Below are 22,238 nucleotides of genomic sequence, written 5' to 3' on the forward strand. Positions count from 1 at the left end.
GCCGTCGCCCGCATGCATCGCCTCGCAAGACCGCATTCATCATCTCTGCGCCGTCATCGTAGTTTGGCCTTGCCGAGGCGACGGGGGCGCCCAGCGGTAACCCGCCTGGCACTGGGGCCATGACCGCAGCGTCGATCGAGCATGCCATCAGCCCAGCACCGCCTGCCACAGGCGGCGCACCGCAGCCGCTTCGGCCTGCACGTCGGCGGGGTCGATCTGGGTGGATGCCTCATCAAGCCGCGCGCGGTGCTGCCGCTGGCGCAGTTGCCGGTAGGCGTCGGCGGCGGCTTGACCGACGCCGGCGGGCAGCAGGCCGGCGGCCTCGGCGCGCTGCAGCAGCGCGATGTTGCCGGCGTTGGCGCGCAGCGGCGGGTGCGCCGCGCTGTGCGCCAGCACCAGGTACTGCACGGCAAACTCCACGTCGATCATGCCGCCGGGGCTGTGCTTGAGGTCGAAGCGGCCGGCGCGCACCGGGTGCGCGTCGTAGAGGCGCTGGCGCATCGCGCGGATCTCGGCCGCCAGCGCCGTGGGGTCGCGCGGGGCGGTGATGACGGCTTCGCGCACAGCGTCGAAGCGCTCGCGCAGTTCGGGGCTGCCGACCACGAAGCGCGCGCGCGTCATCGCCTGGTGCTCCCAGGTCCAGGCGGTGTTGCTGCCGCGGTTCTGCTGGTAGTCGGCGTAGGCCTGGAAGGTGGTGACCAGCAGTCCGGAGTTGCCGTTGGGCCGCAGCGCGGTGTCGATCTCGAACAGGTCGCCCTCGCCGGTCTTGACGGTGAGCCAGTTGATCAGCTTGCGCACGAAGGCGGCGTAGGCCTCGGGGGCGCGCTCGTCGTCGTCGTCGTAGACGAAGACGATGTCGAGGTCGCTGCCGTAGCCGAGCTCCTTGCCGCCGAGCTTGCCGTAGCCGATGATGGCGTGGCGCGGCTCGTCCCGGTGACGCTGCTTCAAGCGCTGCCAGCACCAGCGGCCGGTGACGTCCAGCACCGCATCCGCCAGGGCGCTGAGCTCGTCGGCGACCTGCTCCACCGTCAGCAGCCCCTCGACGTCGCGCGCCAGCGTGCGGAACACCTCGGCGTGGTGGGCGCGGCGCAGCAGGTCCAGCAGCGCTTCGTCGTCGTCCTCGCCGGTCTTGTGCAGCGCCCAACGGCGCGCTTCCAGCTCGGCGACGAAGGTGGCGGCGTCGAAGCGTGTCTCGTAGAGTTCGGCGCTGGCCAGCTCGTCGATGACGCCCGGGTGGCGCATCAGGTAGCGCGCCGGCCAGCGCGCCGCGCCCAGCACGCGCAGCAGCCGCTCATGCACGGCGGGGCGCTCCTGCAGCAGCGCCAGGTAGCTCTCGCGGCGCAGCAGCGGCTCCAGCCAGTCCGCCAGCCGCACCGCCGCGGTTTCGCTCGCCCGCCCTTCGTCCACCCAGGCCAGCGTGCGCTCCAGCAGCCGCACCAGGCGCGTGCGCGCTTCGTCGCGCAGCGCCTGCACGCGCGGGTGGTCGAGCCAAGGGCGCAGGCGCTCGGCCAGCGCGGGCGGGCAATGCGGCAGCAGGGCGCCGAGGTCTTCGCCGCCGGCGCGCCCGTGGCCAGGGCAGCCTTTGCCGTTGCAGCCAGGGCCGTGGCCGTCGCCGCCCAGCAGGGTGTCGAACTCCTGCGCCACCACCTCGCGGTGGGCATCCAGCGTGCTTAAAAAAGTGGGGATATCAGCAAAGCCCATCGTCGCGGCGATCCAGGCCAGGTCGTCGTCGCGCGTGGGCAGCACATGCGTTTGCTGGTCGTCCAGATACTGGATGCGGTGTTCCACCCGACGCAGAAACGTGTAAGCCTCAGCCAGCTGGCGTGCTTTGTCGGCCGGCATCAGGCCGGCGCGCTGCAGCCGCTGCAGCGCCTGCAGCGTCGGGCGCGTGCGCAGCTCCGGAAAGCGCCCGCCGCGCACCACCTGCAGCAGCTGCACGATAAACTCGATTTCGCGGATGCCGCCGCGCGACAGTTTGACGTCGTAAGCCCGCTCCGGGTGACCCGCCGCCCGCTTGGCGGCGTGGTCACGGATCTGCCGATGCAGACGGCGCAGCGCTTCGAACACGGCGTAATCGAGATAACGGCGAAACACAAACGGCAGCACCACCGGGCGCAGCCAAGCGCCGCTGCCATCCCGCCGCGCGCTGTCGGCTGGGGCGACGACGCGGCTCTTGAGCCATGCAAAGCGTTCCCATTCGCGCCCGTGCGCCTGGAAATAATCTTCCAGCGCGCCCAGCGACACCGCCGGCGGGCCGGAGTTGCCGTTGGGCCGCAGCGCCAAATCGACCCGGAAACACTGGCCGTGTTCGGTGATGTCGCTGATGAGCGCTTGCATGCGCCGCACCAGCTTGGCAAAGTATTCGTGGTTGCTGATGCGTTGGCGACCCTCGGCGTTGCCGGCGGTCTCGCCGTCGCTTTCATACACATAGACCAGATCGATGTCGCTGGAGACGTTGAGCTCGCGCGCGCCCAGCTTGCCCATGCCGACCACCCACCACCCGCACGGGCGGCGGCCATCGGGCAGCGGCGCTGGCGCGCCCTCGCCAGGGGGCGAATCCTCAGCCAACGGCGGGCCGTGCAGGGCGTCGAGCTCGGTGCGCGCTTGCTGCGCGGCTTCGTCCAGCACCACTTCGGCCAGCGCCGTGACCGCGCCGGTGATCGCGGCAAGCTCCGCTGCCTGTTCGCAGTCCAGCACCGCCAACCGTTCCAGCGTCAGATGGCGCAAAATGCGCAGCGCCGCGCTGCGTTCGTGGCCGCGCTGGCGCAGCGCAGCCAGCGTGGCGCGCAGCGTGGTCGCGTCGGGCATCCCGGGCGGCAGCAGTGCCCGCTCGTCGGCGTAGCGGCGCCGCACCCGTTGCACGAAACGGCTGTGCTCGGCGCTGGCCGAACCGGCGCTGGCGCTCGTGATCATAATGTGGCGTGACTCCAACCCAGGTTCCTCCATCCCCGCCATGGCCGTGGCGCCTGTGGGCCGCGGCCTGCACCGCGCTGTGGGGGCTGGCGCTGGCCTGGTGGTTGGCGCTGCTGCTGGCCTGGGCGGCCTTGCAGTGGTGGATTGTGCCGCGCGCCGACGCCTGGCGGATCGCGTTGGAGGCGGCAGCCACACGCGCGCTGGGGGTGCGCACCAGCTTGCAGCGGCTGGAAGTGGCCGGCGGCGGCTTGACCCCACACTTGATCCTGCACGGCCTGCGCCTGCACGACGCGCAGGGACGCGAAGCGCTGCACGTGCCCCAGGCGCAGGTGGTGCTGTCGCCGCGCGCGCTGCTAACGTTGGGGCTGGAGCAGTTGGTGATCGACGGCTTGGATGTGCAGGTCAGGCGCCGGGCCGACGGGCGCATCCTGGTGGCCGGCATCGAGCTCAGCGCCGATGCGAGCCAGCGCTCGCTGGCCGACTGGCTGTTGGCGCAGCGCGAGGTGGTGTTGCGCGGCGCGCGCATCGAGTGGATCGACGAGCAGCGCCCGCACGCCCCGCCGCTGGTGCTGCACGATGTGCTGGCGTTGGCGCGAAATTCAGGTTGGCGGCATGAACTGCGCCTGGACGCCACTCCGCCGCCTGGGTGGGGCCAGCGGCTGAGCTGGCGCGCGCGCTTCACCCAGCCGCCGTGGCAATTGGAGCGCGGCGACTGGCGGCGCTGGTCGGGGCCGTGGTATTTGGAGGCGCCGCAGCTGGAGGCGGCGCCGTGGGCCCAGGCGGTGGATCTAACCCCTTGGGGGCTGCGGTCCTTGCAAGGACGCGGGGCGCTGCGCGCCTGGGGCGAGCTGCGCGCCGGTCACTGGGAAGCGCTGATCGCCGATGTGCGCGTCGAGGGTGTGCAGGTGCGCTGGAGTGGTGCAGCGCGCGAGCCGCTGGCGCTGGCGCATGCGCATGGCCGCATCGAGGCGCGGCGCGACGGGCCGCGCGTGCAGTGGCGCACGCAAGGGCTGGCGCTGCGCGCGGCGGACGGCGCAGACTGGCCGCGCGGCGATGTCGAATTGAGCTACACGCTGGATGACCAAGGCGACTGGCGAGCCTGGAGCGTGCGCGCCGACCGGCTCGATCTGGACGTGTTGCAGCGCCTGGGCCGGGTGCTGCCGCTGGGCGCCGCCAGCCGCTGGTTGGAGGCGCTGCGCCCGCGTGGCCTGGCCCAAGGGCTGGAGTTGCACTGGCAAGCGCCGCCCCAGCCCGGCCAGCCTGCGCGTTGGTCGGGGCGTGCCCGCGTGCACCGGCTGGCGCTGGCTGCAGGCGAGGCCCCCGCCGAGCCGGGCCGATGGGGACGCCCGGGCGTCGAGGGGATGGACGCCGATGTTGAGCTGGACGAGCGGGGGGGGCGCGCCAGCGTGGCCCTGCGGCGCGGCGCGGTCATTTTGCCCGGCGGTCTGGAAGAACCGCGCCTGCCGCTGGAGGAGTTGACCGCGCAGGTGCGCTGGCGGTTGGATGGCCATGGCCCCGAAGTCGAGGTGACCGAGCTGCGCCTGGCCAACGCCGACCTGCAAGGGCAAGGGCGCTTGCGCTGGCGCGCAGCGCGGCCCGCGCCAAGCGCGCCGACATCCCACGGCCCCGGCGTGCTGGATCTGGATGTGCGTCTGAGCCGCGTCGAGGGTTCGCGCGTCGTGCGTTACCTGCCGCTGGCCGTGGGTCCCGACACCCGCGCCTACCTCAAGGCGGCGATCCGCTCGGGGCGCGCCAGCGACGTGCGCTTCCAAGTGCAAGGGGATCTGGCGCATTTTCCGTTTGCCCAGCCGCAGCAGGGAACCTTTGCCGTGCGGGCGCGCTTGCACGATGTGACGCTGGACTACGCGCCGCGTGACCTGCTGCCAGCTGGACAGCCGTCCTGGCCAATGCTGCAGGGCCTGCAGGCCGAGCTGCGCATCGATGGCACGCGGCTGGAGGTGCGCGACGCCCGCGGCGGGGTGGCGGGTCTGCCCTCGTTGCGCGTGGCGTCGGCGCAGGCGCAGATTCCGGACTTGCTGGCCGCTGCCCCGCGGCTTCAGGTGCAGGGGGTGGTGCGCGGGCCAGCGGTCGAGGCGCTGCGCTTCGTCGCCCAGTCGCCGGTGCGCGGCTACACCGGCGGCGCGCTGGACGCCGCGCAGGCCAGCGGGGCGGTGGAGGTGGCGTTGGAGCTGGCCATGCCGCTGGATCATGTCGAAGACACGCGCGTGCGCGGGCAGGTGCGTCTGGCGGGCAACGACCTGCGGTTGCATACGAATGCGCCCACCCTGCGCGAGCTACGCGGCACGCTGGACTTCACCGAGCAAGGCTTTCGCGTCGCGCAAGCCAGCGCCCGGTTGCTGGGCGGCGAGCTGCGCTTCAGCGGCGGTCTGCAACCGGGGGATGAAGGCCAGGTGCGCTTTCAAGGCCAGGGGGTCGCCACCGCCGCGGGCCTGGCGGCCAGCCCCGATTGGGCCTGGGCGCGCTGGCTGGGCGCGGCGGCGCAGGGCGAGGCGCGCTACACGGTGGCGTTGCAGGTGCAGGGCGGCGACCTCGATCTGACGGTGGACAGCGACCTGCGCGGTCTGGCGCTGAACCTGCCGGCGCCGCTGACCAAGCCGGCCAGCGCCCCTTGGCCTCTGCGTGTGACGGTGCAGCCTTTGCCTGCTGCGCGCGACGGTGCGCCGCGCGATCGCCTGCAGCTGCGCCTGCAGGGCGAGACCTTGCCAGGCGCTGGGCTGCGGGCCGAATACGAGCGCGAACACCGCGCCGGGCGCGTGCTGGTGCGCCGAGGGCGTCTTGGTCTTGGAACGGATGGGCCGGCATGGCCCGACGATGGCGTGCTGGCGGTGCTGCGGTTGCCGACGCTGGATGCCGATGCTTGGCAGGCCCGTATTGCCGGCGGGGGCGGGGCGGAGCTGACCGCCTCCGACGCGGCGTCTTACCTGCCAACCCGCTACGACGTTCGAGTGGATCAGCTGCGCTGGGCTGGGCGCACCTTCGAGGCGCTGGGCTTGTCGGGCGCCCGCCAGGGCGAGCTTTGGCGTCTGACGGTGGCCGCGCCCCAGCTGGAGGGTCGCGTGGAGTGGGATGCCGCCCAGTCGCGCGTGACCGCCCGGTTGGCGCGCTTGCGCTTGCCCCCGGGAGCCGATGTCGAGGTCGAGCGGTTGGCCGCACAGCCCCGCGCGTTGCCCGCCATCGATTTGGTGGTGGACGATTTGGAGCTGGGCGGGCGCGCCTTGGGACGGCTGGAGCTGCGGGCTGTCAATCAAGATGCCGAAGCGGGCGGCGGCGCGCGCCCATGGCGGCTGGAGACGCTGCAACTGACGCTGCCAGAGGCGCGCCTGAGCGCGCATGGCCACTGGGCGCCGACGGCGGCGCTGACGGGGCCGAACCAAGCCGTCAGCGCCCGGCGCACCACCCTGCAATTGCGGCTGGAGATCGACGACGCCGGGGCGCTGCTGCAGCGCCTGGGCTGGGCTGGGGCGTTGCGTGGCGGTCGCGGTCGGCTGCAGGGCCAGTTGGATTGGCTGGGCTCCCCGCTGTCGTTGCACACCCCGACGCTGGCCGGCGAGCTGGAGCTGGAGCTGCAGCGCGGCCAATTTCTCAAAGCCGATCCCGGCCTGGCCAAATTGCTCGGCGTGCTCAGCCTGCAATCGCTGCCGCGGCGCTTGGCGCTGGATTTCCGCGACGTGTTCAGCGAAGGGTTTGCGTTCGATCGCGTGCGCGGGCACGTGCAGTTGGCGCGGGGGGTGGCCAGCACACGCGATTTGCAAATGCGCGGCGTCAACGCCGCCGTGCTGATGGAGGGCAGCGCCGACCTGGTGCGCGAGACCGCCGACCTCACCGCCGTGATCGTGCCCGAGCTCAATGCTGGCACGGCCTCGCTGCTGGCGGCGTTGGTCAACCCCGCCACAGGGCTGGGCACCTTTTTGGCCCAGCTGGTGTTGCGCCAGCCGTTGCAGGCCGCCGCCACCCAAACTTACCGCATCAGCGGGCCGTGGGACGATCCGCACGTGGAGCGGCTGCCACGGCCCGCGCCTGAGACGTCGTTGCCGATTTCGGAGCGAACCCCATGAACGTTGCTGCTGTGCAAATGGTCTCTGGCCCCGATCTGCAAGCCAATTTGGAGCAGGCGCGCGGCCTGTTGCAACAAGCCCAGCGCGCCGGCGCCGAGCTGGCGGTGCTGCCGGAGTATTTTGGCTTCATGGGTTGGCGCGAAACCGACAAGCTGCAACTGGCCGAAGCGTGGGGGCACGGCCCCATGCAAGCGTTCTTGGCGCAGCAGGCGCAGACCCTCGGTCTGTGGATCGTGGGCGGCACGGTGCCGCTGGCCACCGATGACCCGCAGCGAGTGGCCAACGCCTCGCTGGTCTATGACCCGCAAGGCCGTTGTGTGGCGCGTTATGACAAGATTCATCTGTTTCGCTTTCACGATGGCCAACGGGGCTACGATGAAGCCGCGGTGCTCAAAGCCGGCGAGCAGCCGGTGACGTTCGCGCTGCGCGATCGCGCTGGCCACGTCTGGCGCGTCGGTTTAAGCGTCTGCTACGACTTGCGCTTTGCGGAGCTCTACCGTCTGCTCGCGGCGGATGTGCTGGTGGTGCCGGCAGCCTTTACTTACGTGACCGGCCAAGCGCACTGGGAGGTGCTGCTGCGCGCGCGCGCAATCGAAAACCAGGCTTACGTCATCGCCAGCGGACAGGGGGGCGAGCACCCCAATGGTCGCCAGACTTGGGGCCAAAGCATGGTGGTCGATCCCTGGGGCGAGGTGCTGGCCCAACAGTCTCGCGGCCCAGGCGTGGTGGTGGCCGAGCTCAGCCGCGCGCGGTTGCAAGAGGTGCGCCAGCGGCTGCCGGCGTTGCAGCACCGACGGCTGCTGCTGGGGGCGCCGCAGCTCTCTTAACGCGGGGGATCGTCCTGTTGGGACGAGGGCTGGCTGAGGTTGTCCGAAGGCGGCTCGCCGCGCTTGCGGCCCGCAAACATCGTCCACCATACGATCAAGACAAACAGCAGCAGCGCGCCCAGCGCTTCAAGCAACAACAGCGTCATGATGCTTGGGATCTCCGCACACGCCCAACCCCTCGGAAGGACTGCGACCGCGGCGGCCATTCTGGCGCTTGCGGCCTGCAGCACCCCGGCGCCGGTGACTCAGCCCGCCATCGAGCCTGTTGCAGCGGAGTCTTCGGCGGCGGCGCCAGTTCCCGCCGTCCCGCCGGCGTGGCCGCCGTTGCCATTGGCGTCGGCGGAAGCGGCGGCGGGCATGCCGGATGATACGCAGCTGGCCCCTGTGCTGGCGCCGCAGCACCCCATCTGGGCATGGGCCGACGCCGCGCCGTTGCCGCCGCCGCTGCTGCGCGCGCAGGCGCTGTGGCAGCCAGTGCGCTACCGCGACCTGCCCGGCTGGGGCCGCGACCCGCTGCACGACGTCTGGAATGCCTGGCTGCGCAGCTGCGAGCGACCGGCTGCGCCGTGGGGGGCGCTGTGCCCACAGATTCGGCGCCTGACGCTGGCCGACGCCGAGGCGCGCTACGTCTGGGTCATGCGCCACTGGCAGCCGTATCGCGTGCTGGCGCTGGACGGCAGCGTGCCTGCCGGGCTGCTCACCGGCTACTACGAGCCAGAGCTGCCGGCGCGGCGCCAGCGCGACGCCGTGCACCGCGTGCCGCTGTATGCGCCGCCGCCGGCGCTGGCCGCCGCCGCCGGCCAGCCGTGGCGCACCCGGCGCCAGATCGACGCCGACCCGCAGGTGCAGGCGCTGCTGGCGCCGCACGTGCTGGCGTGGCTGGCCGATCCGCTCGATGCGCTGCTGCTGCACATCCAGGGTTCGGGCCGGTTGCGCATCACCGAACCGGATGGCCAGGTGCGGCTGGTGCGGCTGGCGTTTGCCGCCCACAACGGCCACCCCTACCAGAGCGTGATGCGCACACTGTTGCAGCGCGGCGAAATCCGCGAAGGCACCTGGGAGGCGCTGCGCGCCTGGGCTGCGGCCAACCCCGAGCGGCTCGACGAGCTGCTGTGGACCAACCCGCGCGTGGTGTTCTTCCGCGAGGAGTCGCTGGATGCGCTGGCGGCGCAGGCCGGACCGCGCGGCGCGCAAGGCGTGGCCCTCACCCCGGGGCGCTCGGTGGCGGTGGATCGCGAGGCTGTGCCGTATGGCACGCCGCTGTGGCTGGTCTCCAGCGGGCCGGTGGCGCGCCTGCAGCGCCTCGTGCTGGCGCAGGACACCGGCGCGGCCATCGTCGGTGCGGCGCGCGCGGACTTCTTCGCTGGCTGGGGCGAGCCGGCCTACCCGCTGGCGGCGGGGCTGAAGCAACCGCTGCAGCTGTGGGCGCTGTGGCCGCGTGCGCAGCCGCTGCCGCCGCTGCCTGGGGCGTGACCCCACAGCCCGCAGGAGGCGTGCGCACTTTTCAATCAATCTCCGGAGCAAGCATCCATGACCCGACGCATCGGCATCCTCACCGGCGGGGGCGACTGCCCCGGCCTCAACGCCGTCATCCGTGCCGTGGCCAAGTCGCTGATGCGCCAGTGCGGCGCCGAGGTGCTGGGCATCGAGGACGGCTTTGCCGGCCTGATGGAGGCCAGCCCCCGCGTGCGCCCGCTGCCGTGGGAGGCGGTCAGCGGCATCCTGATGCGCGGCGGCACGATCCTGGGCACCAGCAACCGCGCCAACCCGCTGCAGGACGAGGCCACCGCCGCGCGCGTGCTGCGCCACGCGCAGGCGCTGGGGCTGGAGGGGCTGGTGGTGATCGGCGGCGACGGCACGATGGCGCTGGCGCACGGGCTGGCGCAGCGCGGCCTGCGCGTCGTCGGCGTGCCCAAGACGATCGACAACGACATCCCGGGCTGCGAGCGCAGCTTCGGCTTCGACACCGCGGTGGCCACCGTCACCGAGGCGATCGAGCGGCTGCAGACCACCGCCGAGAGCCACGGCCGCGTCATGATCGTCGAGACCATGGGCCGCTGGGCTGGCTGGATCGCGCTGGAGGCGGGGCTGGCCGGCGCGGCCGACGTCATCCTGCTGCCGGAGATCGCGTTCGACGTCGAAGCCGTGGCGGCGGTGTGCCGGGCGCGCGCGCAGCGCCGGCGCCACACGCTGGTGTGCATCGGCGAGGGCGCCAGGCCCGCCGGCGGCGAGCCGACCGTGCAGGCCATGCACGCCGACCGCCCCGAGCCGCTGCGCCTGGGCGGGGTGGCGCACGTGCTGGCCGCGGCGCTGCAGCCGCGCGTGCCGGTGGAGGTGCGCGCCACCGTGCTCGGCCACGTGCAGCGCGGCGGCAGCCCGACCCCGTTCGACCGTGTGCTGGCCACACAGTATGGCAACGAGGCCGCGCAGCTGGTCATGGCGGGCGCCTGGGGCCGCATGGTCACGCTGCAGCAGGGGCGCCTGAGCAGCGTCGCGCTGGCCGACGCCGCGCACGGCAACCGCCAGGTGCCGCTGGATCATCCGCTGCTGCGCGCCGCGCGGCAGATTGGCGTCAGCTTGGGCGAGCCATCAGCGCAAGAGGCGTGAGGCCGGCGCTGCGGAGCGCTGGAGCTGTCGCTGCGGCGACAACCGGCGCGCCCGGCATTTAGGGTTTTCCCGAAAAAAGGCGCGCAAGCGGCTGCACGCGGCGACCGCGTTGCGGCATAGTCACGGCTTTGCAACTTTTTCAACAGGTGAGACGGATGAACTTGCAACGCACGTTGATGGTGATGGCAGCGGCGTTCGCGCTGGGGGCTTCGGGGGCTTGGGCCAAGGCCTTCCGCTGGGCCAGCGCCGGCGAGATTCCCTCGTGGGACATCCACTCGCAGAACAATGCGCTGTCCAACGGCATCCATGCCGCGGTTTACGAATCACTGGTTTATTACAACAGCAAGACCTTCAAGGTCGAGCCGCTGCTGGCGCAGAGCTGGCGCGAGATCAGCCCGACGCAGATCCGCTTCACGCTGCGCAAGGGGGTCAAGTTCCACGACGGCGCGCCGCTGACCGCTGACGATGTGGTGTTTTCGATCCAGCGGGCGATGGCCAAGACGTCCAACTTTGCCATTTTCACGCAGGGCATCGAGCGCGCCGTCAAAGTGGACGACCACACGGTGGACATCGTGCTGAAGGGCCCCAACCCGGTTCTGCTCAATCAGCTGACTGAGCTGCGCATCATGAACAAGGCGTGGGCGGAGAAAAACCGCTCCGTCGAGCCTAAAGACATGAAGTCCAACGACGAAAACTTTGCCCACCGCAACGCCAACGGCACCGGGCCGTTTCGCCTCAAGCAGTGGGTGCCGGATCAGCGTTTGGTGCTGGAGCGCAACCCCGACTACTGGGGCAAGCCCGACACCAACGTCACCGAAATCATCTATACCCCGATCAAGGCCGATGCCACCCGCATGGCCGCGCTGTTGTCGGGCGAAGTCGATTTCGTTCTGGATCCCACGCCGCAAGATCTGCCGCGTCTGCGCAACAACCCCAACCTCAAGGTCATCGATGGGGTGGAAAACCGCACCATTTTCCTCGGCATGGATCAGTTCCGCGACGAGCTGCCGGGCAGCAACGTCAAGGGCAAGAATCCGCTGAAGGATCTGCGCGTGCGCAAGGCGCTTTATCAAGCCATCGATATCGACACCATCCACCGTGTCACGATGCGCGGCCTGAGCCAGCCCACCGGCGCGCTGGTGGCGCCGCAGGTCGCGGGCTGGAGCGAAGCGGTGCACAAGCGGCTGCCCTATGACGTGGAGGCGGCCCGGCGCCTGCTGGCCGAAGCCGGCTATAAAGACGGCTTTGAGGTCGATTTTGCCTGCCCGAACAACCGCTACATCAACGACGAGCAAATCTGCCAGGCGATCACGGCGATGTGGGCCAAGATTGGCGTCAAGGCCAAGCTGCGCACGCTGCCGCTGACCACGTATTTCCCGATGATTCAGCGCTATGAGGCCAGCATCTACATGCTCGGCTGGGGCGTGCCGACGTTCGACGCGCTCTACAGCCTGCAGTCGCTGGCGCGCACGCCGGGCCAGGGCGGCGACGGTAACTACAACGCCGGGCGCTACAGCAACCCCAAGATGGACGCGCTGATCGACCGCGCCAAGACCGAGACCGACCCCTACATCCGCCCGCGCTTGTTGACCGAGGCGTTGCAGCTGCACAACGACGAGGTGGTGCACATTCCGTTGCACAACCAAGTGATCCCCTGGGCGATGAAAAAGAACGTTGAGGTCGTGCACCGCGCCGACAACCGCATCGATTGGCGGGTGCTCAGAGTCAATTAAGAAGACACCGGCGCGTCGCCTCGTCTTAGGGGCTGCGGTTCCGTTTTCGAGGTCAAGCAAAACGGCAGCGCGGCCATCCACCCCAATGCCAAGGGGCAGGAGCGGGTGGCTTGCCGCTGGGCGATGGACGTTGCAAGGGGAGTCCACCGATGGTGGCTTTTATCGTGCGCCGCCTCATGCAGGCGGCGTTGGTGATGCTGGCCGTGGCGTTCGTGGCCTTCATGCTGTTCCAGTACGTGGGCGACCCCGTGCTGCAGATCCTGGGGCAGGACGCCACGCCTGAGGAAGTGGCGCGCGTGCGCGCCGAGCTGGGGCTGGACCAGCCCTTTGTCGTGCAGTTCGCGCACTTCGTCGGTCAGGCGCTGCAGGGCAACTTCGGCGTCAGCCTGCGCCAGGGCGCTCCGGTGGCGCAGCTGATCGCCGAGCGGCTGCCGGCGACGCTGGAGCTGGCGCTGGTGGCCGCGGCGCTGGCCTTGGTGGTCGGCATCCCGATGGGGGTGTACGCGGCGCTCAAGCGCGGCACCTGGCTGGCGCAGCTGTTCATGACGCTGTCGCTGCTGGGGGTGTCGCTGCCGACGTTCCTGATCGGCATCGTGCTGATCCTGGTGTTCGCGGTGCAGCTGGGCTGGCTGCCCAGCTTCGGCCGCGGCGAGGTGGTGCAGCTGGGCTGGTTCTCGAGCGGCCTGCTGGCCCCGGGCGGCTGGCGCCACTTGGTGCTGCCGGCGCTGACGCTGGCGATGTTTCAGCTCGCGCTGATCATGCGGCTGGTGCGCGCGGAGATGCTGGAGGTGCTGCGCACCGACTACATCAAGTTCGCGCGCGCGCGCGGACTCACCGACCGCGCGATCCACTTCGGCCATGCGCTGAAGAACACGCTGGTGCCGGTCATCACCATTACCGGGCTGCAGCTGGGCGGCCTGATCGCGTTCGCGATCATCACCGAGACGGTGTTCCAGTGGCCCGGCATGGGGCTGCTGTTCATCCAGGCGGTGACCTTCGCCGACATTCCGGTGATGGCGGCCTACCTGTGCCTGATCGCGCTGATCTTCGTCGTCATCAACCTGATCGTCGACCTGCTGTACTTCGCGGTCGATCCGCGCCTGCGCGTGGAGCGCGCCGGCGGTCACTGAACGCGGGCGCACGCGCCATGCCCGCACCGCACGGCGCGCTCATCACCAAAGGAGTCCTGGCTATGCGTGGAATCTGGATGCGCTGGTGGGACAGCGACATCGGCTACAGCTTTCGCCGTTCACCCACCGCGATGCTGGCGGCGGCGATCGCGCTGGTGTGCGGCCTGGCCGCGCTGCTGGCGCCGTGGGTGGCGCCGCACAACCCGTTCGACCTGGCCAGCCTCGATCTGGCTGATGCGCGCCTGCCGCCGGTGTGGTACCCGGAGGGCACGTGGCGCTACCCGCTTGGCACCGACGACCAGGGGCGCGACATCCTGTCGGCGCTGATCTACGGCGCGCGCATCTCGCTGTTCGTCGGGCTGGTGTCGGTGGCGCTGTCGGTGGCGGTCGGCGTGGCGCTGGGGCTGCTGGCCGGCTTCGTCGGCGGCTGGCTGGATGCGCTGCTGATGCGGCTGTGCGACGTGATGCTGTCGTTTCCGGCCATCCTGATCGCGCTGCTGATCGCCGGCGTCGGCAAGGCGCTGTTTCCGAACGCGCACGAGACGCTGGCGTTCGGCGTGCTGATCACCTCCATCACGCTGACCGGCTGGGTGCAGTACGCGCGCACGGTGCGCGGCTCCACGCTGGTGGAGCGGCAGAAGGAGTACGTGCAGGCCGCGCGCGTCATCGGCGTGGCGCCGTGGCGCATCATGCTGCGTCACGTGCTGCCCAATGTGCTGGGTCCCGTGCTGGTGCTGGCCACCATCCATGTCGCCACCGCCATCATCACCGAGGCGACGCTGTCGTTCCTCGGGGTCGGCGCGCCGCCCACCGCGCCGTCGCTGGGCACCCTGGTGCGCATCGGCAACGACTACCTGTTCTCCGGCGAGTGGTGGATCACCATCTTCCCCGGACTGATGCTGGTGCTGATCGCGCTGTCGGTCAACCTGCTGGGCGACTGGCTGCGCGATGCGCTCAACCCGCGCCTGCGCTGAAAAAGGAGGGAGGACGATGGACAAGCTGCTCGAGGTGCAGGACCTGGTGGTGGAATTTCCGACCCGCCGCGGCGTGTTGCGCGCGCTGGACGGCGTCTCGTTCGACATCGCGCCGGGCGAAATCCTGGGCGTGGTGGGCGAGTCGGGCGCCGGCAAGTCGCTCACCGGCGCGGCCATCATCGGCCTGCTGGAGCCGCCAGGGCGCATCGCCGGCGGCCAGATCCGGCTGCAGGGCCGGCGCATCGACGATTTGCCGCCGCACGAGATGCGGCGCATCCGCGGCCGGCGCATCGGGGCGATCTTCCAGGATCCGCTGACGTCGCTGAACCCGCTCTACACCATCGGGCGGCAGTTGACCGAGACCATCCAGACGCACCTAGACGTCTCCGCCGCCGAGGCGCGCCGCCGCGCCATCGAGCTGCTGAAGGACACCGGCATCCCGGCCGCGGAGGAGCGCATCGACCACTACCCGCACCAGTTCTCCGGCGGCATGCGCCAGCGCGTTGTCATCGCGCTGGCGCTGGCGGCCGAGCCGCAGCTGGTGGTGGCCGACGAGCCGACCACGGCGCTGGACGTCTCGATCCAGGCGCAGATCATCACACTGCTGAAGCGCATCTGCCGCGAGCGCGGCGCCGCGGTGATGCTGATCACGCACGACATGGGCGTGATCGCCGAGACCTGCGACCGCGTCGCGGTGCTCTATGCGGGCCGCGTGGCCGAGATCGGCCCGGTGCACGAGGTCATCCACCGCCCCGCGCACCCCTACACCGCCGGGCTGATGCGCTGCATCCCCGACATGGAGACCGAGCGTGAGCGGCTGCACCAGATCGACGGCGCGATGCCGCGGTTGTCGGAGATTCCGCACGGCTGCGCGTTTCACCCGCGCTGCCCGCAGGCGATGCTGCGCTGCCACGACGCGCGCCCCCCGCTGATGCCGGCCGGCGCCACCCGCGCCGCCTGCTGGCTGCACGAGCCGGCCGCCACCGCGGCCGCCCTGGAGACCGCCCGATGATCGCCCCCGTGACCGAGACGAGCGCCGTCCCGCTGGTGGCGGTGCACGACCTGGCGCGCACGTTCGACGTGTCGGCGCCGTGGCTCAACCGCGTGTTGGAGCGCAAGCCGCGCCAGCTGCTGCACGCGGTCGATGGCGTCAGCTTCGAGATCGCGCGCGGCCAGACGCTGGCGCTGGTGGGCGAGTCCGGCTGCGGCAAGAGCACGGTGGCGCGGCTGCTGGTGGGGCTGTATGCGCCGACGCGCGGGCAAGTGCGCTTCGACGGGCAGGACGTGCACGCCACGCTGGCCACGCGCCAGGCGCGCGCGCTGCGGCGGCGCATGCAGATGATCTTCCAGGACCCCTACGCCAGCCTGAACCCGCGCTGGCGCGTGCAGGACATCGTCGCCGAGCCGCTGCGCGAGCACGGGCTGGTACGCGACCGCGCCGCGCTGCGCGAGCGCGTGGCCGAGCTGCTGCGCGCGGTGGGCCTGAGCCCCCACGATATGACCAAGTACCCGCACCAGTTCTCCGGCGGGCAGCGCCAGCGCATCTCGATCGCGCGCGCGCTGGCCACGCAGCCGCAGTTCCTGGTGTGCGACGAGCCGACCTCGGCGCTGGATGTGTCGGTGCAGGCGCAGGTGCTCAACCTGATGAAGGACCTGCAGCGCCAGCACGGGCTGACCTACCTGTTCATCAGCCACAACCTGGCCGTGGTGCGCCATGTCAGCGACCAGGTCGGCGTGATGTACCTGGGGCGGCTGGTGGAACTCGCGGACAAGCGCACGCTGTTCGCGCAGCCGCGCCATCCCTACACCCGCATGCTGTTGGAAGCGATCCCCAAGCTGCATGCGATAGGCCAGGCGCGCACCCCGGTGCAGGGCGAGGTGCCCAACCCGCTCAACCCGCCCGGCGGCTGCGCCTTCCACCCGCGCTGTCCGCATGCGGATGCGCGCTGCAAGGCCGAGCGGCCGGCGCTGCAGACGATCGGCGGCGTGCGCGTGGCCTGCCACGCGGTGCAGGAGGGGCGGATCTGACGCGCGGTCAACGCTTGACAGCGCAGTCTTGCGCTCAACCGTCGAGCGCGCAGCGGGGGGACTGAAATCGTAGGGACCACGGGATCTTGTAAGCTTGTGGCGATCATCGGGTCGTCATCATCAAGGAGGCCGCTGCGCGGAAAAAATATGATTACCCCCCCCCCCCCCCCCCCTTCTAAATTCGCTTTTTTATCCCGCATCAGCATCAGCCAGCGCCTTCTTGCGGTTGCGTTGATCGTTTCGGTCGGCTTGGCGTTGTTGGCGGCGTATGCGTGGACGAGTCTTACGCACGTCAAAGACCTGGCCCGGCGCACCGAGCAGGTTCGGGTTCAGCAGCTGGCGCAGGCCGCGGCGATGGAGCTCAACGTTACCCGCATTTCGCTGCAATTGCGCCACGCCATGCTGGCGCGCAACGAGCGCGAGCGCCAGGAAGCGGTGGAGGACATCCAAGCCAAGCGCCGCTTGATCGAAGAGACCTTGCGCGCTTACGAAGCCTCGCTGTTTACTCCTCAAGGCAAGGCTTTGTTTGCCAAGTTGCCGCCAGCATTTGAAAACTTTTGGCGCGTCGGTCATGAAAATCTGCAGTTGATTTTGCAAGGACAGCGCGAATCGGCCTTTGCTTATTTGGTGGATCACACCATACCCGCGCGCAATCAGGTGCTGTCGGCTTTGGCGGAGACCGTGGATTACCAGCGCAAGCGCCTGGTGACCGATATTGCCGAGATGAACGCCCATGTCGATCGCACGCTGCGGGCCATTTTGCTGCTCGTGGTGATGTGCGCCGTGCTGCTTTTTTTGGCGGTCTTTTACATCGAACGCTTGCTGCAACAGCGCATCCGTATGACCAAGACGGTGGCCGAGCAGGTGCGCGGCGGCGACCTGTCGCGGTCTCAAAGCCGTTGGCTGCAAGATGAATTTGGCCCGCTGGTGCAGGCCATGGAAGACATGCGAGAGCGGCTGCGCCAGGTGGTCAGCGAAGTGCGTCAAGGCGCGCAGAGCGTGGAGCAATCCAGCCAGCACGTGGCCGATGACAACGCCGCCATCGCCGGCTTGATGCAAGATCTGTCCGTTTCGCTGCAGGCCACCTCCAAAGCTTCCGAGCAGCTGGCGCTCAAAGTGCAGCAAAACTTTGATCACGCCCGGCAGGCGACGGCGCTGGCCCATGACGCCGCTTCGGTGGCGCAACGCGGCGGAGAGGTGGTGGGGGATGTGGTGAAAACGATGGAGGAAATCCACGCCTCCTCGCAGCGCATCAAAGAAATCATCGCGGTGATCGAGGGCATTGCCTTCCAAACCAACATTCTCGCGCTCAACGCCTCGGTGGAGGCGGCCCGGGCGGGTGAACAGGGGCGGGGCTTTGCGGTGGTGGCCGGCGAAGTCCGTGCGCTGGCGCAGCGCAGCTCGCAAGCGGCGCATGAAATCAAGCGCTTGATCGGCGCCAGCGCCGAGCGTGTGACGGCTGGCTCCGAGCTGGTGGCCAAAGCCGGCGCCACCATGCAAGAAATCGTGCAGGCGATTGGTCGCGTCAACGCCATGGTCCATGAAGTCGATGCCGCCAGCGCCGACCAACGTCGCAGTTTGCAAGAAGTGCAAGCGGCGATTCGCGCCATGGAAGCCAGCATCACGCAGACCGCCGACCGGGTGCACAAACTCAGCGTTTCAGCGGCGCAGCTGGGCCAGACCTCGCAGGCGTTGGTGTCGTCGGTGGCCTATTTCAGAGATGATGAGACGTCGGCCAACGTTTCCGCCGCCAGACACAGGTCGGCCCACGCCTTGCCCTTGTCCACCGGGTTGCGCAGCAGGTAGGCCGGGTGGTAGGACACCACCACCGGCAGCGTGAGCTCCCCGAGGCGCGCCTGGAACACGCGCCCGCGCAGCCGGCCCAGCGGCGCACGCGCGGCTTCAGCCGGCGGCAGGCAGCCGCCTTCGGCCAGCAGCGTCTGCGCCGCAAAGCGTCCCAGCGCCAGCACGAGGCGCGGCTGCAGCAGCGCGATCTGGCGCAGCAGATAGGGCGCGCAGCGCGCGATTTCCTCCGGCTCCGGGTTGCGGTTGCGCGGCGGGCGGCATTTGAGCACGTTGGCGATGTAAACGCCGTGGCCGCGCTGCAGGTCCAGCGCCGCCAGCATCCGATCCAGCAGCCGCCCGGCGCGGCCGACGAACGGCTCGCCCTGGCGGTCTTCCTCCTCGCCCGGGGCCTCGCCGACGATCAGCCAGGTCGGCCGGCGGTCGCCGACACCCGGCACCGCGCGCTGGCGGCACGCGGCCAGCCCGCAGCGCTGGCAGGCGTGGATCGCCGCTTCCAGCGCCGGCCAGTCGAGCGTGGCGATGTCGGCGTGGGGCGCGGGATCGGGCGGCGGCGCCGGGTCACCCAGAGGGGGCTGCGGCGGCACCGGGCTGGTGGCGGCGGTGGGCTCCGCCTGGACGGGGACGGCCCATCCGGTCGGCGATCCCGCCCTCGAGGCGGGCCCGCTGCGCACCGCGGCCATGGCGTCTGCGGACTCAGTCTCCTGCGCGCGGGGGGGCGGGCCACGGCGGGCCGTCGCCCCGATCGCCGGCGCGCCACCGTCCGCCCCCGGCGGACGCGGCAGCAGCGCGCGCGGCTGCCACCACGCGGGCACGCCGATCTCGGCCAGCAGGGCCGAGCGGCGCTCGTCGAGCCAGGGCAGGGCGCGCGGCAGGTTCATCGGGGCGTGGCGGTGGCGTCAGGCGCGGGGCGCAGGTCAAGCCGCATGACGATGGCGTCCTCGCGGCGCTGCGCCGTGTCGGGATAGTAATCCTTGCGCACGCCGGCTTCCACCCAGCCGCAGCGGGCGTAGAGCGCGCGCGCGGCGGCGTTGCTGCGCCGCACCTCCAGCCACAGCTGGGCAAAACCCTGCGCGCGGCCCCAGTCCGCCAGCGCCCGCAGCATCCAGCCGCCCCAGCCGTGGCGCTGGTGCACCGGCGCCACCGTGACGTCGAGCAAATGCCCTTCCTCCACCCCCGGCATCGCCACCAGGAAGCCGAGCAGCCAGTCGCCCTCCGGCGTGGCCGGCGCGTGCACCCAGTGCGGCGGGTCGTGGCGCGGATCCGGGCGGCGCGCCAGCACGCGCGCCCAGTGCCCGGCGGCCAGCGAATCCTCGTAATGGCGCCGGCTCCACGGGTGCGGGTGTGCGGTTTTGGCCACCTCGGCCACCGCGTCCAGGTCGGCGGCGGTCATCGGACGCCACAGCAGCGCCGCGTCAGCGGAAACCGCTGGCTGGGTGTCGTCCACCAAAGGGTTCATCGTCCGCCTTGTCAACTGGCGACGCGGCTGGCGCGCAGCGCCACTTGCTCGTCCACCGTCAACGCCACCTTGTCGCGCACGTAGAGCGGCTGCGCGCCGTGCGCGCCGACGCAGCGCCCAGCCGCCACACCCGCAGCCGCCAGGCGCAGCAAGGCGCGCGCGCACGGCAGCGTCGCGCCACCGGCCTCGGTGCGCCACGCTGGGGGTAGCCGCTCGCCATAGACGCCGGCGACGTTGCCGGCGTGCAGCGCGCCGCACTCTTGCGGCAGATCCTCGGGGCGGCGCAGGTGCGGGCCGTCCAGTTCGCGCCAACCGAGCGCGGCGTCCCAAGCGTAGCGGGCCACGTAGACCTCGTCCATGCGCGCGTCCAGCGCCGCGTGCACGGTGAGCTGCACGGCGGCCGGCGCGTGGCGCGCGCGCGCGGCCTCCGCCACCGCCAGCAGGGTGCCCAGCGGCAGCACCGGCACCCCGCCAGGCCGTGCCCCGGCGGCCAGCCCCTGCACCACCGCGCAGGCGGTGCGCAGCCCGGTGAACGAGCCCGGCCCGTGGCCGAAGACGATGCCGTCCAGCTCCGCCAACCGCCAGCCGACGCGCTGCAGCAGCGCCATGATCGAGGGCAGCAGCGTCGCCGACGCCTGCGCGCCGCCCTCGCCTTCGTGCCACGCGAGCGGCTCGGCGACCCCGGCCGCGCCGACGGCCACGCTCAGCGCCGAGGCGCTCGTGTCCAGCGCCAGCCAGCGCTGCAGGCCGGGGCGCAGGATCGGGGTCGCGGCTGTGTCCATGACGGCGATTATCCTCGGTGAGGGTGCAGCGAAGCGCGGGTCGGCATCCACGGCCAGTCCTCTGACATCTTCGTGTTACGGCAAGGCCAACGTCGGTCTGCCGTCCCAGGGTGGGCGACAGCTTTGCTAGACTCCCGCGGCAAGCGGCGCCCTTTCTACGGCGCCGGCCTGTTCGGATTGCGTAGGAGGAGCCGTGTCCCACCCCGACCTCGCCCAGTCGCGCGCGCCCGCCGGTCTGTCGCTGCGCGAGCGCTGGCCGATGATGACGCTGTATGAGCGCTTTGAGCAGGTGGTGGCGATCATTTTGTCGGCGGTGATCGCGGTCATCATCGTGACGTCGCTGGTGCAGCTGATCCGCGTCGTCTTCACGCTGCTGGTGCTGGATGCGTTCAACCCGCTCGACCACACGGTGTTCCAGACCGTGTTTGGCATGATCATGACGCTGCTGATCGCGATGGAGTTCAAGCACTCCATCGTGCGCGTCGTCATGGGCCACGACAGCATCGTGCAGGTCAAGACGGTGGTGCTGATCGCGCTGATTGCGCTGTCGCGCAAGTTCGTGATCCTGGATCCGCAAACGTCGCCAGCCAAAGTGGCGGCGTTGTCAGGCGCGGCGCTGGCGCTGGGCATCGTCTACTGGCTGATGCGCGAGCGCGACCAGCGGGCGCTGGAGGCGCAACAGGCCGCGGCCCGCGCCGCCAAAGAGGAGCATGCGCATGGCGATGCAGGACGCTAGCCCCCACGGAAGCCGGCCCGCCGCGCCGCGCGGCGATCCAGTGGTGCGCCGGTTGCTGTGGCTGGCGCTGCTGGTGGCGCTGCTGATGGCGTGGTGGCGCTTGCTGCCTGGGCTGGCTCAGCGTTGGACGCCCGCCGCGCCCGCGCCAGCGGCCGAGCGCACCGTCACGCCGCGCGGCGACCTGGCCGCCGACGAACGCGCCACCATCGAGCTGTTCGAGAAGGCGCGCGACTCGGTCGTCTTCATCTCCACCGCGCAGGTGGTGCGCGATGCCTGGACGCGCAACGTCTGGGAGGTGCCGCGCGGCACCGGCTCCGGCTTCATCTGGGACGACGCCGGCCACGTCGTCACCAACTACCACGTCATCGAGGGGGCGTCGTCGGCCACCGTGCGGCTCGCGGACGGGCGCGACTACCGCGCCGCGCTGGTGGGGGCCTCGCCGGCGCACGACATTGCGGTGCTGCGCATCGGGGTGGGCTTCAAGCGCCCGCCGCCGGTGCCGGTGGGCACCAGCCACGACCTGAAGGTCGGGCAGAAGGTGTTTGCGATCGGCAACCCGTTCGGGCTGGACTGGACGCTGACCACTGGCATCGTCTCGGCGCTGGACAGGACGCTCGACGGCGGTCCCGGCAAGCCGCCGATCGAGCACCTGATCCAGACCGACGCGGCGATCAACCCCGGCAACTCCGGCGGGCCGCTGCTCGATTCGGCTGGTCGGCTGATCGGCATCAACACCGCGATCTACAGCCCGTCGGGCGCCTCGGCCGGCATCGGCTTTGCGGTGCCGGTGGACACGGTGGCGCGCGTGGTGCCGCAGCTGATCCAGCACGGGCGCTACGTGCGCCCGGCGCTGGGCATCGAGGTGGACGAGACGCTCAATCAGCGACTGGCCGCCGCCACTGGCGTGGAGGGGGTCTATGTGCTGCGCGTGCAGCCGCGCGGCGCGGCGGAGCAGGCCGGGCTGCAGGGCGTGCGCATGACGCCCGAGGGCCTGGTGCCGGGCGACGTGATCGTGGCAGTGGAGGGCAAGCCCGTCAGCGGCGTCGGCCCGCTGCTGGCGCGGCTGGACGACTTCCGCGTTGGCGACACCGTGCGGCTGAGCGTGCGCCGCGGCGAGCAGACGCGCGAGGTGACGGTGACGCTGCAGCCGGGCGTTTAAGGGCAAGGCCG

The 22,238-nt window shown here is 70.7% G+C and carries 17 protein-coding genes; 12 read left to right on the forward strand and 5 right to left on the reverse strand.

The genetic code is table 11. The features are described 5' to 3' along the window. Window positions 1–147: 147 nt before the first annotated feature. Window positions 148–2,913, reverse strand: coding sequence for a bifunctional [glutamate--ammonia ligase]-adenylyl-L-tyrosine phosphorylase/[glutamate--ammonia-ligase] adenylyltransferase (glnE, locus tag Talka_RS07600; protein WP_143890524.1), 2,766 nt, complete (start codon window positions 2,911–2,913; stop codon window positions 148–150). Between the two features lie 8 nt (window positions 2,914–2,921). On the opposite strand from glnE, the gene Talka_RS07605 reads away from it, so the two are divergent. Continuing rightward, the gene (locus tag Talka_RS07605; protein ID WP_143890525.1) at window positions 2,922–6,989 is read left to right on the forward strand and encodes a YhdP family protein; all 4,068 of its coding nucleotides are present in this window, start codon (window positions 2,922–2,924) and stop codon (window positions 6,987–6,989) included. Further along, window positions 6,986–7,816, forward strand: a complete 831-nt coding sequence (locus tag Talka_RS07610) for a carbon-nitrogen hydrolase family protein (RefSeq protein WP_143890526.1) — start codon at window positions 6,986–6,988, stop codon at window positions 7,814–7,816. The genes Talka_RS07605 and Talka_RS07610 overlap by 4 nt, the downstream gene beginning before the upstream one ends. Here Talka_RS07610 and Talka_RS11925 read toward each other — a convergent pair. Then, entirely contained in the window at window positions 7,813–7,962 is a 150-nt protein-coding gene (locus Talka_RS11925; RefSeq protein WP_185970094.1) for a hypothetical protein, read from the reverse strand. The genes Talka_RS07610 and Talka_RS11925 overlap by 4 nt on opposite strands. Window positions 7,963–8,173: 211 nt before the next feature. Here Talka_RS11925 and Talka_RS07615 point away from each other — a divergent pair, with 211 nt between their 5' ends. The 8 genes from Talka_RS07615 to Talka_RS07650 all read left to right on the forward strand — a co-directional run bounded on the left by Talka_RS07615 (window position 8,174) and on the right by Talka_RS07650 (window position 18,094). Further along, a complete protein-coding gene (locus Talka_RS07615; RefSeq protein ID WP_342781054.1) occupies window positions 8,174–9,289 on the forward strand; it encodes an MltA domain-containing protein in 1,116 nt (371 codons plus the stop codon). Window positions 9,290–9,346: 57 nt separating this feature from the next. Further along, entirely contained in the window at window positions 9,347–10,423 is a 1,077-nt protein-coding gene (locus Talka_RS07620; protein ID WP_143890527.1) for a 6-phosphofructokinase, read from the forward strand. Window positions 10,424–10,578: 155 nt separating this feature from the next. Continuing rightward, window positions 10,579–12,156 (forward strand): ABC transporter substrate-binding protein, encoded by a 1,578-nt coding sequence (locus Talka_RS07625; protein ID WP_143890528.1) that lies wholly within the window; start codon window positions 10,579–10,581, stop codon window positions 12,154–12,156. 149 nt (window positions 12,157–12,305) lie between these two features. Next, a complete protein-coding gene (locus tag Talka_RS07630; RefSeq protein ID WP_143890529.1) occupies window positions 12,306–13,286 on the forward strand; it encodes an ABC transporter permease in 981 nt (326 codons plus the stop codon). Window positions 13,287–13,348: 62 nt separating this feature from the next. Then, complete coding sequence (locus Talka_RS07635) at window positions 13,349–14,260, forward strand: ABC transporter permease (protein WP_143890530.1); 912 nt, start codon at window positions 13,349–13,351, stop codon at window positions 14,258–14,260. A gap of 16 nt (window positions 14,261–14,276) precedes the next feature. Next, complete coding sequence (locus tag Talka_RS07640) at window positions 14,277–15,272, forward strand: ABC transporter ATP-binding protein (protein ID WP_143890531.1); 996 nt, start codon at window positions 14,277–14,279, stop codon at window positions 15,270–15,272. Next, the gene (locus tag Talka_RS07645; protein ID WP_143890532.1) at window positions 15,269–16,288 is read left to right on the forward strand and encodes an ABC transporter ATP-binding protein; all 1,020 of its coding nucleotides are present in this window, start codon (window positions 15,269–15,271) and stop codon (window positions 16,286–16,288) included. Before Talka_RS07640 ends, Talka_RS07645 begins: the two co-directional genes overlap by 4 nt. A gap of 147 nt (window positions 16,289–16,435) precedes the next feature. Then, window positions 16,436–18,094, forward strand: a complete 1,659-nt coding sequence (locus Talka_RS07650; protein WP_143890533.1) for a methyl-accepting chemotaxis protein — start codon at window positions 16,436–16,438, stop codon at window positions 18,092–18,094. Here the strand turns inward: Talka_RS07650 and Talka_RS07655 are convergent. Genes Talka_RS07655 through tsaB form a run of 3 tightly spaced genes read right to left on the reverse strand, consistent with a single transcriptional unit; the run spans window position 17,998 to window position 20,332 of the window. Continuing rightward, window positions 17,998–18,972 (reverse strand): uracil-DNA glycosylase, encoded by a 975-nt coding sequence (locus Talka_RS07655; protein WP_143890534.1) that lies wholly within the window; start codon window positions 18,970–18,972, stop codon window positions 17,998–18,000. The genes Talka_RS07650 and Talka_RS07655 overlap by 97 nt on opposite strands. Further along, entirely contained in the window at window positions 18,969–19,550 is a 582-nt protein-coding gene (locus Talka_RS07660; protein WP_143890535.1) for a GNAT family N-acetyltransferase, read from the reverse strand. Before Talka_RS07660 ends, Talka_RS07655 begins: the two co-directional genes overlap by 4 nt. Before the next feature lie 11 nt (window positions 19,551–19,561). After that, window positions 19,562–20,332 carry a tRNA (adenosine(37)-N6)-threonylcarbamoyltransferase complex dimerization subunit type 1 TsaB gene (gene tsaB / locus Talka_RS07665; RefSeq protein WP_143890536.1) on the reverse strand — a complete coding sequence of 257 codons (771 nt, stop codon included), beginning with the start codon at window positions 20,330–20,332 and terminating at the stop codon, window positions 19,562–19,564. Between the two features lie 259 nt (window positions 20,333–20,591). On the opposite strand from tsaB, the gene Talka_RS07670 reads away from it, so the two are divergent. Together Talka_RS07670 and Talka_RS07675 are read left to right on the forward strand one after the other, a co-directional pair. Then, a complete protein-coding gene (locus Talka_RS07670) occupies window positions 20,592–21,068 on the forward strand; it encodes a phosphate-starvation-inducible PsiE family protein (RefSeq protein ID WP_143890603.1) in 477 nt (158 codons plus the stop codon). Next, on the forward strand, window positions 21,049–22,227 hold the full coding sequence (locus Talka_RS07675) for a S1C family serine protease (protein WP_143890537.1): 1,179 nt from the start codon (window positions 21,049–21,051) through the stop codon (window positions 22,225–22,227). The genes Talka_RS07670 and Talka_RS07675 overlap by 20 nt, the downstream gene beginning before the upstream one ends. The last annotated feature ends 11 nt before the right edge of the window (window positions 22,228–22,238 follow it).

This window comes from Tepidimonas alkaliphilus (genome assembly GCF_007556595.1).
GTDB classification, from domain to species: domain Bacteria; phylum Pseudomonadota; class Gammaproteobacteria; order Burkholderiales; family Burkholderiaceae_C; genus Tepidimonas; species Tepidimonas alkaliphila.